At 67.7% G+C, this 13,487-nt stretch carries 14 protein-coding genes and 2 tRNA genes; 7 read left to right on the top strand and 9 right to left on the bottom strand.

Annotation, left to right across the window (positions count from 1 at the left end):
- Positions 1–47: 47 nt before the first annotated feature.
- From AC3ITN_RS17925 to AC3ITN_RS17940, 4 genes are all read left to right on the top strand, one after another.
- On the top strand, positions 48–1,937 hold the full coding sequence (locus AC3ITN_RS17925) for an MFS transporter (protein ID WP_489391397.1): 1,890 nt from the start codon (positions 48–50) through the stop codon (positions 1,935–1,937).
- 163 nt (positions 1,938–2,100) lie between these two features.
- A complete protein-coding gene (locus AC3ITN_RS17930) occupies positions 2,101–2,391 on the top strand; it encodes a CD225/dispanin family protein (RefSeq protein ID WP_489391398.1) in 291 nt (96 codons plus the stop codon).
- 43 nt (positions 2,392–2,434) lie between these two features.
- Positions 2,435–2,713 (top strand): CD225/dispanin family protein, encoded by a 279-nt coding sequence (locus AC3ITN_RS17935; RefSeq protein WP_313345285.1) that lies wholly within the window; start codon positions 2,435–2,437, stop codon positions 2,711–2,713.
- A gap of 64 nt (positions 2,714–2,777) precedes the next feature.
- Complete coding sequence (locus AC3ITN_RS17940) at positions 2,778–3,197, top strand: DUF2752 domain-containing protein (RefSeq protein WP_489391399.1); 420 nt, start codon at positions 2,778–2,780, stop codon at positions 3,195–3,197.
- Here AC3ITN_RS17940 and ampE read toward each other — a convergent pair.
- From ampE to AC3ITN_RS17965, 5 genes are all read right to left on the bottom strand, one after another.
- Positions 3,194–4,087 (bottom strand): regulatory signaling modulator protein AmpE, encoded by an 894-nt coding sequence (gene ampE, locus AC3ITN_RS17945; RefSeq protein WP_489391400.1) that lies wholly within the window; start codon positions 4,085–4,087, stop codon positions 3,194–3,196. The two genes, AC3ITN_RS17940 and ampE, sit on opposite strands and share 4 nt — an antisense overlap.
- A 114-nt stretch (positions 4,088–4,201) precedes the next feature.
- Positions 4,202–5,107, bottom strand: coding sequence for an NAD(+) diphosphatase (gene nudC, locus AC3ITN_RS17950; RefSeq protein ID WP_313345292.1), 906 nt, complete (start codon positions 5,105–5,107; stop codon positions 4,202–4,204).
- A 69-nt stretch (positions 5,108–5,176) separates the two neighbouring features.
- Positions 5,177–5,566, bottom strand: coding sequence for an iron-sulfur cluster insertion protein ErpA (gene erpA, locus AC3ITN_RS17955; protein ID WP_038685803.1), 390 nt, complete (start codon positions 5,564–5,566; stop codon positions 5,177–5,179).
- 46 nt (positions 5,567–5,612) lie between these two features.
- The gene (locus AC3ITN_RS17960) at positions 5,613–6,080 is read right to left on the bottom strand and encodes a bactofilin family protein (protein WP_489391401.1); all 468 of its coding nucleotides are present in this window, start codon (positions 6,078–6,080) and stop codon (positions 5,613–5,615) included.
- 4 nt (positions 6,081–6,084) lie between these two features.
- Positions 6,085–6,837 carry a DUF6776 family protein gene (locus AC3ITN_RS17965; protein ID WP_489391402.1) on the bottom strand — a complete coding sequence of 251 codons (753 nt, stop codon included), beginning with the start codon at positions 6,835–6,837 and terminating at the stop codon, positions 6,085–6,087.
- 183 nt (positions 6,838–7,020) lie between these two features.
- Between AC3ITN_RS17965 and AC3ITN_RS17970 the strand changes: the two genes are divergently transcribed.
- From AC3ITN_RS17970 to AC3ITN_RS17980, 3 genes are all read left to right on the top strand, one after another.
- On the top strand, positions 7,021–7,650 hold the full coding sequence (locus AC3ITN_RS17970) for a DUF4126 domain-containing protein (RefSeq protein ID WP_313345301.1): 630 nt from the start codon (positions 7,021–7,023) through the stop codon (positions 7,648–7,650).
- Positions 7,651–7,725: 75 nt separating this feature from the next.
- Complete coding sequence (locus AC3ITN_RS17975; RefSeq protein ID WP_489391403.1) at positions 7,726–9,606, top strand: EAL domain-containing protein; 1,881 nt, start codon at positions 7,726–7,728, stop codon at positions 9,604–9,606.
- A gap of 38 nt (positions 9,607–9,644) precedes the next feature.
- Positions 9,645–11,930, top strand: a complete 2,286-nt coding sequence (locus AC3ITN_RS17980) for a hybrid sensor histidine kinase/response regulator (RefSeq protein ID WP_489392966.1) — start codon at positions 9,645–9,647, stop codon at positions 11,928–11,930.
- A 1-nt stretch (position 11,931) separates the two neighbouring features.
- Here AC3ITN_RS17980 and bfr read toward each other — a convergent pair whose 3' ends face one another.
- From bfr to AC3ITN_RS18000, 4 genes are all read right to left on the bottom strand, one after another.
- Positions 11,932–12,402 carry a bacterioferritin gene (bfr, locus tag AC3ITN_RS17985; protein ID WP_313345308.1) on the bottom strand — a complete coding sequence of 157 codons (471 nt, stop codon included), beginning with the start codon at positions 12,400–12,402 and terminating at the stop codon, positions 11,932–11,934.
- A gap of 393 nt (positions 12,403–12,795) precedes the next feature.
- Positions 12,796–13,005: a (2Fe-2S)-binding protein gene (locus tag AC3ITN_RS17990; protein ID WP_313345311.1), complete on the bottom strand. Its 210-nt coding sequence runs from the start codon at positions 13,003–13,005 to the stop codon at positions 12,796–12,798.
- 181 nt (positions 13,006–13,186) lie between these two features.
- A tRNA-Gln gene (locus AC3ITN_RS17995) sits at positions 13,187–13,260 on the bottom strand.
- A 49-nt stretch (positions 13,261–13,309) separates the two neighbouring features.
- A tRNA-Met gene (locus tag AC3ITN_RS18000) sits at positions 13,310–13,386 on the bottom strand.
- Between the last annotated feature and the right edge of the window lie 101 nt (positions 13,387–13,487).

Consider the following 13,487-nt stretch of genomic DNA (forward strand, 5'->3'; position numbering starts at 1 on the left):
TCGCCGATTGCCTCATGGTAGGCTGCGCCGGTTCGCAAGGAGTTTCCATGTCCGGCCACAGTCAGTTCGCCCTGCTCCGCCAACGCCGTTTCCTGCCGTTCTTCATCGTCCAGTCGCTGGGCGCGTTCAACGACAACGTGTACCGCCAGGCCATCATCGGCCTGCTGTTCTACCTCGGCGTCAGCCAGGAAGAACAGTCGCTGTACACCACCCTGGCACCGGCGATCTTCATCCTGCCGTACTTCCTGTTCTCCGCCCTGGCCGGGCAGATCGCCGAAAAACTGGAAAAATCGCGCCTGATCGTGATCACCACGACCATGGAGATCGCGATCATGACGCTGGCTGCGGTCGGTTTCCTCACCCAGAGCATGCCGGTCCTGCTGGTGGCGCTGTTCTGCACCGGGCTGCAATCCACCCTGTTCGGGCCGGTCAAGTATTCGGTGCTGCCCTCGGTGCTCAAGCCCGAAGAGCTCACTGGCGGCAACGGCCTGGTCGAGATGGGCACCTCGATGTCGATCCTGACCGGCATGATCAGCGGCGGCATCATCTTCACCCTCGCCGGCAGCTTCGGCCCGGTGGTCGCGGCCACGGCCGTGATCGCGCTGGCGATCGCCGGCAACGTCACCGCGCGCATGATCCCCAAGGTGGATGCCGGCGCGCCGGACCTCAAGATCAACTGGAACCCCATTCCGGAATCGCTGGCCGTGCTGCGCCTGGCCAAGAAGCAGAAGGCCGTGAGCAACGCCATCCTCGGCGTGTCCTGGTTCTGGTTCGTCGGCACCATGCTGACCTCGCAGCTGCCCACCTATGCGGTGGTCAATCTTGGCGGCGAGCCCACGCTGTACATCTTCGCGCTGGCACTGTTCTCGGTCGGCACCGGCGTGGGTTCGCTGCTGTGCGAGAAGCTGTCCGGGCGTACCGTCGAGATCGGGCTGGTGCCGCTGGGCGCGTTCGGCATGACCGCCTTCATGCTGGACCTGTACTTCGCCCGCGCCGGCACAGCGACCAGCGCCGGCCTGAGCGTGGCGGCCTTCGTTGCCGCGCCGGGCAGCGTGCGCATCATCATCGATCTTGTGGGCATCGGCCTGTTCACCGGCTTCTTCGTGGTGCCGCTGTTCGCGCTGATCCAGAGCCGCACGCCCAGATCGGAAATGTCGCGCGTGTTTGCCGCGCTCAACATCCAGAACTCCGGCTTCATCGTGGCCGCGGCAATGATCGCGCTGGCCACGCAGAAGTTCCTGCACTGGACCATCCCGCAGCTGTTCCTGGCACTGGCGATCGCCAATGCGGTGGTGGCGATCTACATCTTCACCATCGTCCCCGAATTCCTGATGCGGTTCCTCAGCTGGGTGATGGTGCGGGCGCTGTACCGCCTGCGCCCGCACGGGATCGAGGCCAACGTGCCCGACGAGGGCGCCGCCCTGATCGTGTGCAACCACGTCAGCTACATGGATGCACTGATCCTGTCGGCGACGATTCCGCGCCCGGTGCGCTTCGTCATGTACTACAAGATCTTCAACATCCCGGTCATGCGCTGGATCTTCCGCACCGCCAAGGCGATCCCGATCGCCGGCGCACGCGAGAACCCGGCGCTGATGCAGGCCGCATTCGATGAGGTGGACAAGGCGCTGGCCGAGGGCGAGCTGGTCTGCATCTTCCCCGAAGGCGCGCTGACCCGCGACGGCGAGATGGCCGCCTTCAAGTCCGGCGTGGAGAAGATTCTCGAGCGCCGCCCCGTTCCGGTGGTGCCGATGGCGCTGCGCGGCATGTGGGCCAGCATGTGGAGCCGGCGCGACAGCCGGCTGGGCCGCATGCGCGTGCCGCGCCGCATGCGTGCGCACATCGAAGTGGTGGCGGGACCCCCGGTTGACGGCGCCACGGCCACCGCCGAGGGTCTGGAAGCCCAGGTACGTGCACTGCGCGGCGACCGCGGCTGAGGCGTCAGCGGGCGCAGCCGTTCGCACCCGCATGGAACAAATCAATCGCCCCGGCCATGTAAACGCATACATCCCGATGCAACATCGGGTAAATTACCCGCCATAGGGGGTGTCACTCGGCTTTTGGCGATGCCGAGGGACAACCAATGGAATGGAGCAGTACGTGAATCACCCGCCGCCGCATTCTCCATCGGCTGTCGTCGTACCGAACCACCTTGTGTGGGCGATCCTGACGACGCTGTTCTGCTGCCTGCCGTTGGGCGTGGTGTCCATCGTGTATGCCTCGCAGGTCGATGGCCGCCGTGCGGCGGGCGACCTGGCAGGCGCATACGAATCGTCGCGCAAGGCAGCGGGGTGGGCGTTGGCATCGGCCCTGGCCGTGCCGGTACTGCTGCTGTTGTGGTTCGGTCTGTTCGGCGGCATTGCCGCGCTGGGCGCTCTTTCCGACCTTTGAAACACCCTTCGTTCAACCCACCCAAGAAAATGGAGCTTCACCCATGAACGCCACTGCCCCGCAAGTCCCCAACAATCTCGTCTGGGCCATCCTGACCACCCTGTTCTGCTGCCTGCCGGCGGGCATCGTGTCGATCGTGTATGCCGCCCAGGTCAACGGCAAGCTGGCCGCCGGTGATATCGCCGGTGCGCAGGAATCCTCGGCCAACGCCAAGAAGTGGGCCATCTGGTCGGCCGGCATCGGTGTCGCTGCCCTGGTGCTGTACATCATCCTGGTCGTGGTGATGGGCGTTGGCGGCGCGATGGGCGGCAGCAGCTACTGATCGCCGCCTGGACGGCCCGGTCCGGTGCCCCTGCGGGGTATCCGGCCCGGGCCGTTCTGCCGTCATGAAGATGCCTTCCCGCCCCCCCCTGGCGCGCTGGGCGCCACTGGCCATCAGTGCCGGCCTGGCCGCCGGCGCGGCTGTGGTGCTGCGCCATGTCAGCCCCTACGCCAGCAACAGCCCGCTGCCGGGCTGCCCGTTGTATGCGCTGACCGGGCTGTACTGCCCTGGCTGCGGCAGCACGCGCTGCCTGTATTCGCTGGTGCACCTGGATTGGGCCGGCGCGATGGCGATGAACCCGCTGCTGGTCATCTCGCTGCCGTTCCTGCTGGTGATGCTGCTCAACAACGCCGGCCTGCGCATGCGTGCGCTGGACCCGGTGATGCGCGTATTGGCCAACCCCACGTTCTGGCTGGTGCTGCTGGTCGGTTATGCCGTCATGCGCAACCTGCCGTGGATGCCGTTTGCGTTGTTGGCGCCTTAAGTCACCCAGCCGGCAATCACCAGCAGTGCCAGCGCGGCCATCCACAGCAGCAGCATGCGCCAGACCAGGCTCATTGCATCGCGGAGCTCCGGCAGGCGCCGCCACACCGGCACCATGCCCGCGTCGCTGTAATCGTGCGCGTCTTCACGCAGTTCCGCACTGACGCTGGCTCGTGCCACCGCGCCAAGAAACACCGTCGATGCCGCCCAGCGATTGCCGTGCGCTTCGCGCCAGGCCTTGTAGGCCGTATCGAAGTTGCCCACCAGCGCCATCGACAATGACATCAGCTGCGCCACCGGCCACTCCAGCCAGGACAGCACCACGCGCGCGCCTGCCACGGCTTCCACACTGGCCAGCGAACGCATCGGGCCGACCGCCAGCAGCGCGAGCAGGCGGTACGCCAGCGCCCCGACCGGGCCCAGCAACAGGAACCAGAACAGCACCGCGAACCAGCGCCGCAGCGCGTTGAGCACGGTCGCCTCCACCAGTGACGGCACATCCTCATGCAGGCTCCCGCCCGCAGACTGCAGGTGCGCAATGGCCACATGGCGGGCCGGCGCATCGTCGGCGTCGATCACCGCCTCCACGTCACGGTCCAGGTCGCGCGGACCCCAGCAGATCACCAGCGTGGCGATGCCCAGCAGCAGGGAGGGAAGCCCAAACAGGCGGTCGTGCAGACCCCACTGCAGCAACGCCAGCAGCAGCACGAACGGCAGCACCGCCAGCACCCAACCCTGGCGCCCGCCCCAAACGCCGTTCTCGGCGGCGTGTGCATCCAGCCACTGCAGCCAGCGGCGGTACACGCCGAACCGGCGCAGCGTCACCGCTGCGGCAGGCGCCACATGGCCCAGGGCCAGGGCGACCAGCACGGCGACGAGGGTGGTGAACATGAATGCCTCCGGCTCGGTTTCTGGCGGCTACTATGCCTTGCGGCCCGGCAATTCCCCGGGCCGTAGGTAATGTATGCCGCCCCGTGTTCAGGCAGCGGCAACACGGCGTACCGCTCAGCCCATCTGGCTGCGGTACCAGTGTTCGATCAGACTGCGTGAAATCGAGATCGGCGGGGACAGGCGGATGCCGATCCCGTCATCGTCGACGTCGCGGGCCAGCGCCGCGCCCACTTCGTCGGCTGTGAACCAGCGCGCGTCCTCCAGCTCACCGTCCACCGTGGGAACATCGTCCTCGGCGGTGGCGCTGAAGCCGAGCATCAACGCACCGGGGAACGGCCACGGCTGGGTGCCCAGGTAACGGCAGGCGCGGACCCGCACCTTGCTCTCTTCGAAGACCTCGCGCACCACGGTCTGTTCCAGCGACTCACCGGGTTCGACGAAGCCGGCCAGCACCGAGTAGCGGCGCGGGGCCCAGTTCGCCTGTCGCCCGAGCAGCAGCCGGCCATTGTTCTCCACCGCCACGATCACCGCCGGATCGACGCGCGGGTAGTGCTCGATGTTGCACTGCCCGCAGCGGCCGATGAAGCCACCCCGGGTGAAGGTCACCGCACCCCCGCAGACACCACAGAAGCGCGTGCGCGATTGCCAGTACGACATGCCGCGTGCATAGCAGAACGCGCTGGCATCGGCGGCCGACCAGGTGCTGGCCGACTCGCGCAGGTCCACGCGCTGCGGGGCGCTGACGTCGATGGCGCCGGATTCAATCGAGAACCACGCCTGCGGGCCACGCAGCCCCAGGAAGATGGCCGTGCCCGGGCCCCCGCCCAGCTGTTCGCCGGTCAAGGCCAGCGGCTGGCCGTCCTCGCCGGCCAGCGCGCGGCCGTCCGGATCAAGGACCAGCACATGCGCCTGCGGCCACAGGTGCAACAACGCCTCGGCGTCATCGCGCAGCGTGTCGGCGCGTTCAAGGGGATCGGTGGTGAAGGCGAAACCGCTCAGCGGCAGGGGAAATCTGGACATCCCCGAAGCCTGCCCACATTCATCGGCAGTAGCAAGCGGCAGCGCCCGTGAGAAACGCCGCCGTGCCGGTTACATGCTGAAACTGCTGCCGCAACCGCAGGTGGTCTTCGCGTTCGGATTGCGGATCACGAACTGCGCACCGGTCAGACTCTCGGTGTAGTCCACCTCGGCACCCATCAGGTACTGCAGGCTGAGCGGATCGACCAGCAGAGTGACCCCGTTGGTGTCCACGGCCAGGTCATCTTCGGCGCGGTTCTCGTCGAACTCGAAGCCGTACTGGAAGCCCGAACAGCCGCCGCCCTGGATATACACGCGCAGCGCAAGCGAGGTACTGGCCTCGTCCTGGATCAGTTCCTTGACCTTGGCCGCAGCGGCCTCGGTGAAATTGAGGGGACGGTCCAGCGACTGGTAGTTCGGCGCGGCGACAGGGGCGCCGGGCAGGGAAACAAGCGTGCTCATGCCCCCAGCATGGGGGTGCATGGGCACGCTTTCAAGCGTCGGGCGTTCAGGCCATGGCGTCGGCAAGCTTCTTGCGCGCGTTGCCGTCCTTGCCGTCCTTGCCGCTGGGGGCGGCATCCTCGGCCGGCGGCGGCAGCGCCATCTGGGCCGCGCCGTGGATCAGGCGGCCGGTCAGCTGGGCGCCGGCGTTCATCTCCACCACCTGGTAGTGGATGTTGCCGCTGACCCGCGCGGTCGGGGTCAGTTCAACCCGCTCCGTCGCATGCACATCGCCGTCCAGGCGACCACTGATGACCACCACCTGGGCGCGGATCTCTCCCTCGATCGCCCCCTGCTCGGCAAGGGTCAGGGTGGCATTGGCCGCGCCTTCCTGGGCAATCACCTTGCCCAGGATCGTGCCTTCCACGTACAGGCCGCCGCTGAATTCCACGTCGCCCCGGATCACCACCTGCGCGCCAATGAGCGCGTCCACGACCAGATGACCGTCGCGATTGGATTTATTGCTGCCAAACATGGGCTTACTCCCCTTCTTTTGCCGTTGCTGCAGCCGGTGCTCCGGCCTGCTTCCAATCGAATACCTGGGTGGCGCCCCCCGCACCGGATCCCAGCGTGACCCGCACACGTTGCGGGGTGAAGTCCTTGGGCAGCATGACGCTGCCGGTGAGCTGCTGGAAGTACCGGAAGGAATACTCCTGGCCCGGCACCTTGGTGCGCTGGTGCAGCTCGTCCCAGCTGACCGAAGTCAACTTGCCACCTTTGACGCCCTCGACCGTGAAGCGCATCTGGCCTTGGCTGATTGCCCCCCGGTTGAGGTTCTGGGTCAGCACCACGGCGTACTGCCAGGTGCCGCCGGCTTCCGGCGAGAACTCGATGGAATGGGTGTTCAGGCCCTTGCGCTGGCTGGTTGCCCCCACCAGCCGCTCATAGAAGGCCACGTCGGCGCGCAGGCCGGCGATCTCCTCGTCGCGCTCGCTCAGCGAACTCTGCACCTCGTTGTTGGCGGCGCGGCTGATGCGGTCGGAGGCCTGCAGGGTGGCCTGCCGCTGCTGCAGCTCGACCACCTGCTTCTGCAGGGTGTCGCCGCGCGCTTCGGCCGCGTCCAGCTCACGACCGACGTCGCCGCCGGGGCTGCCCAGCCAACGGCCCAGCAGCACGGCCAGGACCAGCGTGACCAGCCACACGCCGCCCAGGATCAGCAGGCGGCGGCGATCGGGCGCGGCCGGCGTGCCGGGACGGCGGATCTGGATCCGGGAAGGTGTCGGGTTGTTCATGGCGATTTCCGCGGCAGCGTCCTCTGGACGATACCGACACGGCCCTGTCGGAACGAGCGACTGGCTAGTGTAAGTCAGGGTTGGCACATTTTTCGCCCCGGGGGGCCTGCCGGGCAGTAGCGTTCATCGACGCCATCCCCGATAGTGTGGGCCTGTGCACACTTTGTCGCCGGAGCGCCTGCCATGACCGAGGCCCACCTGTTCGTGATTGGCATCCTGCTGGCCTGGCTGGCGGGCATCCGCGTGTACCTCACCGTGTTCGGGGTCGGCCTGGCCGGGCTGCTGGGCTGGGTCGAGCTGCCGCCCGCGCTGCAGGCCACCGAGTCCTGGTGGGTGCTGGGCACCTCGGCGGCGCTGGCCATCACCGAATTCTTTGCCGACAAGATTCCCGGGGTGGACTCGGCCTGGGACCTGGTCCAGACCCTGGCCCGGGTGCCGGCTGGCGCCTTCCTGGCGGCGGCCACGCTGTCCCCCAACGGTGAGCTCAGCGGCACCGCGCTGGCCGCCGGCGCCGGGGTGGCGCTGGCCAGCCACGGATTGAAGTCCGGTACCCGTGCCCTGCTCAACACGTCGCCCGAACCCGCCAGCAACTGGGTGGCCTCGGCCGCAGAGGACACCGTGGTGGTAGGCGGCCTGGCGCTGGCGCTGGCGCACCCCTGGATCGCGCTGGTGCTGGTGGTGGCCTGCAGCCTGGTCGGCGCGCTGGTGGTCTGGCTGGTCTGGCGCACGCTGTGGAAAGGCATGCGCTGGTTGTTGCGGCAGCCGGCGGGCAAGGCGGGAGCCCTGCCCGACCGCGATGCCTTGCCACCGTAACGCCGTAAAGGCAGTGCGGGTCACGACCAACGGTCGCGACCTGCCGCATAATTGCGCCGCAGACTGGGAGTACTGATGGCCGTTCACGACAACGCTGTTGCATCCGCCCGCGCCACCCGCGCCGAGACCCCGCCCGCCGACCACTGGCAGCGTTGGGTCGATCCGACTGCGCCCGTTGCCGCGGCGGCGCCCAGCAATGTGGTGCCGCTCAATACGGCTGCGGCGGTCGCCGCCCCCATGCCCATGCCGCCACAGCTGCCCCCGGCGCAGTGGCAGGACGACGCCGCGCCGCTGCCGCTGGGCAGTGACGCGCCGTACCGCGTGCTGATCGTCGAGGATGACCGCTCACAGGCACTGTTCGCGCAGAGCGTGCTGCATGGCGCCGGCATGGAAGCGATCGTGCACAGCGAAGCCGAGGGCGTGCAGCAGGTCATCAACGAACACCGCCCCGACCTGATCCTGATGGACCTGCACCTGCCCGGCCTGGATGGCATGCGCCTGACTGCGCTGATCCGCCAGCAGCCGGGCCAGCAACTGCTGCCGATTGTCTTCCTCAGCGGCGATCCGGACCCGGAGCGTCAGTTCGAGGTGCTCGACAGCGGCGCCGACGATTTCCTGAGCAAGCCGATCCGCCCACGCCACCTGATCGCGGCGGTGTCCAACCGGATCCGTCGCGCCCGCGCCCAGGCGGCTACCCAGCAGGGTGCGCACGGCGCGCCGGCCATGAACAACCCCGAGACCGGCCTGCCCACCCGCCACCACGTGATGCAGCAGCTGACCGCGTCGCTGGCGCACCGCGACCACGGCGGCCTGTTCTTCATCGAAGTGGCGAGCGCGCTTGGCCTGCGCGAACGCTACGGGTATGCCGCGTTTGAACGGCTGATGGTCCAGGCCGCGCAGCGCCTGGCCGAGACCGCGCATCCCCACCTGCTGGCGCGGTTGAACGACAACAGCTTCCTGGTGCTGGCCCGCGGCGTCGACGAGGAGTCGCTGGACGCGGTCGCGCACAACCTGCGCGACCAGCTGTCGGCGCGCGCCTTCGTGATCCGCGATGAGGAATCGGTGCACCTGCGCGGCGTGGTGGGCCATGCCCGGCTGTCGGGCGGGTTCGGCGATGCCGGCACGGCGTTGGAGGCGGTTGAGCGCACCACGTTGCAGGCGCGCCTGCTGTCCTCCGGCGTGGCCGCGCACGTGCATCGCGAAGAGGTTGCCGCGCAGGAACACCTGGCGCTGCTGGAAGGACAGCTGGAGCCGGCCTACCAGCCGATCGTCGCCGTGGCCGGTGGCAACACCGCGCAGTACCAGGTGCTGCTGCGCCTGCGCCAGGCCGATGGCAGCGTGCTCAACGCAGGCCAGGTCATTCCTGCGGCCGAAGCCGCCGGGCGCATCGCCGACCTCGACCAGCAGGTCCTGGACCACGCCCTCGGCCTGCTCGACCTGTACCAGCACGCCACCCAGCCGCTGAGTCTGTTCGTGTCGCAGTCGCTGCGCACGCTGGCCCGCGATGCCTTTGCCGACTGGCTGCTGGAAACCCTGCAGCAGCGCGGCCTCCCGGGCAGCGCGCTGGTCATCGATGTGCGCCTGCCGGACGCGCTGATCCACACCGTCACCCTGCAGCAGTTCTGCACGCGCATGAGCGCGGCGGGCGTCCGCTTCTGCCTGAGCCAGTTCGAACCGGGGGCCGAGGCCAATGCACTGCTCGGTCAGCTGCCGCTGGCGTTCGTGCGCATGGCCGCGCGCTTCTCCAGCAGCCACGCCAACCAGCAGACCCGCGATGAGCTGCGCGGCGCGATCGACGCGGCACACCGCGCGGGCGCGCTCATCATCGGCCAACAGATCGAGGATCCGCAGGCGGCGGCCGCGATGTGGATGGGCGGCGTGGACTTCATCCAAGGCAACATGGTGCAGTCCGCCGGGAGCGAACTGAACTTCGACTTCCACACCGCGGTGCTCTGAACATGGCGGCCCACGGACGGGTTCCCTTCACGCTGTGGCTGGCGGCGATCACGGCCGCGCTTGCGGCCACCTCCAGCGCCATGGCACTGGCCGGCGCCAACGGTCCGTGGACCGCCATTGCCGTCGGCACCGCTACGGTCGGGGTGGTCGCCACCCTCGTCGGCGTGAGCCGCTGGCGCGAGCAGCAGGCCCGCCTGGCCCTGCTGCAACGACGCAGCGAAGCGCTGGCCGGCGAACGCGACCACCTGCAACGCGCGGTGCAGCAACAGGACATGCTGGAACAGGAGCTGCTGCAGGCCAAGCAGGCCGCCGAGGCCGCTGCCCTGGCCAAGGGCGAGTTCCTGGCCACGATGAGCCACGAGATCCGCACCCCGCTCAACGGCATCCTGCCGATGCTCGACCTGATCGCGGGCGGCCAGCTCGGCACCGACCAGCGGCAGATGCTGCAGACCGCCACGGTCAGTTCGCAGCAGCTGCTGCGGATCGTCGACGACATCCTCGATTACTCCCGTCTGGAGGCCAAGGGCCTGGACCTGGAGATCACCACCTTCAACCTGCGCGAGCTGCTCGAGGGCCTGGTCCAGCTGATGCAGCGCAGTGCCGAGGCCAAGGGCCTGGCGGTGTCGCTGGAGCTCGACCCGGCGGTCCGGCTGTCGGTGCGCGGCGATCCGGTGCGGCTGCGCCAGGTGCTGGGCAACCTGCTGGTGAACGCGATCAAGTTCACCGAACGTGGCCAGATCCGCCTCCGCGTCACCCGCCAGGGCGAGACGGCCACCGAGCACCAGCTGCGTTTCGAGGTGATCGACACCGGCATCGGCATCGACGGCACCCTGCAGGCGCGCCTGTTCCAGTCCTTCAGCCAGGCCGACGCCTCCACGACCCGCATCTACGGCGGCACCGGCCTGGGCTTGGCCATCTGCAAGCGCATCATCGACCTCATGCACGGCAACATCGGGGTCAGTTCGACCCCGCGCCACGGGTCCACGTTCTGGTTCGAAATCCCGCTGCTCAAGGTGGCCGGCGACCTGCCCACGGCGCCGATCACCACCCGCGCGCTGCTGGTCAGCGAAGACCCGCTGCTGGTACAGCGCCTGCAGCGTGTGCTGCAGCACCACGACATCCGCCTGCACACGGTGGACAGCGCATCGTCCGCGCTGGACATCCTGCGTGCGCCGGTGCGCCCGGGCGTCGAGCCCGACCTGGTCTGGGTGATCGCCGATACGCACGCGCTGCGCCACGGTGCCACCGCCCTGCACCGCGCGGTGCTGCACGATCCCCGCAGCCCAAGCCCGCGCCTGCTCTGGCTGCAGGGCGACGAGCCGCTGGCCGCGCTGCTGGAACAGAACGCCCACCGGCTGCCACGCCAGGCCGGCGACGCCGATCTGCACGCCCTGCTGCGCCCGGTCGTCGCCAGCGCGCGACCGGCGCCGCTGCTGGCCAGCGTGGACGCACACAGTGGGCCGGTGGAGGCCCCGCAGCTTGGCCTGCGCCTGCTGCTGGTCGAAGACAACAGCGTCAACCTGCTGGTGGCGCAGCGCCTGCTGCAGGTACTGGGCTGCACCGTCACCACCGCCACCGACGGCGAGCAGGGCCTGCAGCAGATGCAGGCGCAGCGTTTCGACCTGGTGCTGATGGACTGCCAGATGCCGGTGCTGGACGGCTACACCGCCACGCGCCGCTGGCGTGAGGCGGAGGCCAGCCGCGGCGGCTCGCGCCTGCCGATCGTGGCGATGACCGCCAACGCGATGGCCGGCGACCGCGAGCGCTGCCTGCAGGCTGGCATGGATGACTACCTGTCCAAGCCGGTCAACCGCGAATCGCTGCAGGCCTGCCTGCTGCGCTGGCAGTTCAAGATGGAAGACAACGCGGCCGCCGCCCACCGCGCGCCCGCGCTGCAGCAGCGCACGCCGCGGCCACCGCCGCTGCCGCCGGTGGTGATGGACGACGGCAATGAGGAAACCGTCTCCATCGTGCTCGATACGGGCGTGCTGGATGAGCTGCAGGACGTGATCGGCGCGGAGACCGCGAACATCATCGCCGTGTTCCTGGAAGACACGCCGGTGCTGATCCGGCAGATGCAGGATGCGTCGGTCGCGGCGGACCTGGACCAGCTGCGCGCGTTGGCGCACAGCCTCAAATCGGCCAGTGCCAATGTCGGTGCGGTCGCGTTGTCGCTGGCGGCGCGCCGGATCGAACACGACGCACGCGCGGGCACGCTGGAGCGCCCGGCCGTAGCGGTGGCGCTGCTGATCGCCGAATACGCACGTGCGCGGCTGGCGCTGGCCGGCTACCAGGCCGGCGTGCGCGCCACCGCGCCGCAGTAACTCACTCTTCCAGCTTGGTGAGCAGGTAGTTCGGCTCGCCGATGCGTTCGATCAGCTCAAGCTGGGTTTCCAGCCAGTCGATGTGCTCTTCCTCGTTCTCGAGGATCTTCACGAACAGCTGGCGGCTGACGTAATCCGCAATCGAGTCGGCGTAGGCCACGGCCTCGCGCAGCGTCACCACGCCCTCGCGCTCCAGCGCCAGGTCGCACTGCAGGATCTCGAGGGGGTTCTCGCCGATGCGCAGCTTGCCCAGCGCCTGGAAGTTCGGCAGTCCCTCAAGGAACAGAATGCGATCGGACAGCACGTCGGCGTGCTTCATCTCCTCGATCGATTCCTTGTACTCGTGTTCGGCAAGTTCCTTCAGACCCCAGTTCTTCAGCATCTTGGCGTGCAGGAAGTACTGGTTGATCGCGGTCAGCTCGTTGTAGAGGACCTTGTTGAGGAATTCGATGACCTTGGCGTCGCCCTTCATGACCGTGCTCCTGCAGCGTGAAAACGCCGGCACTGTAGCGCGTCCCCGGGAAAGATGAGGGAACGCGAATCATGATCGGTACGCCCCGGCGTTCCGGGTGGCTGGACGCGACGCCCTCAGGGGCGCGGAAATGTTCCGGTGACGCCAACCGGACGGTAACGTTCCGGTGACGCCGACTGGACGGAAATGGTCCGTGACGCCGACTGGGTAGAGCCGACTGTTAGTCGGCTGGCCGTCGGGGAACCCGACTGCGTAGAGCCGACTGTTAGTCGGCTGGCCGTCGGGGAACCCGACTGCGTAGAGCCGACTGTTAGTCGGCTGGCCGTTCGCGTGGAAGAGCAGCCGACTAACAGTCGGCTCTACCCAGCCGGCTCTACCCAGCCGGTTTGTCTGTCAGGCGACCTGCGCCAGGCCCAGTACGGGCAGCGGCAGGTCGTGGGTGTTGCGGGCCTTGGCCAGCAGGTCCGCCGCCATGTCCAGGCAGGACCCACAGGTGGCGCCGCAACCGGTGCGCATGGTCAGCTCGGACACGCTGGCGACGCCGCTCAGGGCGGCCTCGCGGATCTGGTGGTCGGTTACCCCATTGCAGATGCAGACGTACACGTGCGGACTCGGCAGACAGGCCATATCGGCCTTTCGCTATTCCAATCGAAACGCGAATCGTTGTCAATTTCGTATCTGAATCATTCTCGATACGGTTCAGCGTGCGTGACCAAGGACCCGCGTGAAGACCGCCGCCGGAAACAAAAAAAGGCCGATCTTTCGATCGGCCTTCTTTCGTGTTTGGCTGCCCCGGATGGATTCGAACCACCGATGCCTGAGTCAGAGTCAGGTGCCTTACCGCTTGGCTACGGGGCAAAATGCGCGTGCAATTGTTGCACTTTTTCACTAGAAAACCAAGCGAACTTGGTGGCTATGGGTGGACTCGAACCACCGACCCCAGCATTATGAGTGCTGTGCTCTAACCGGCTGAGCTACATAGCCCTAGTGAGCCGGTAATTCTGGAGATGTAAACAGAATCTGTCAACACCTTTTCATCACGCTTGTGACTGGACACCGAGCGTGTCACAGTCCTGACCAGTAGA

Source organism: Stenotrophomonas sp. KH_036_B (genome assembly GCF_057839485.1).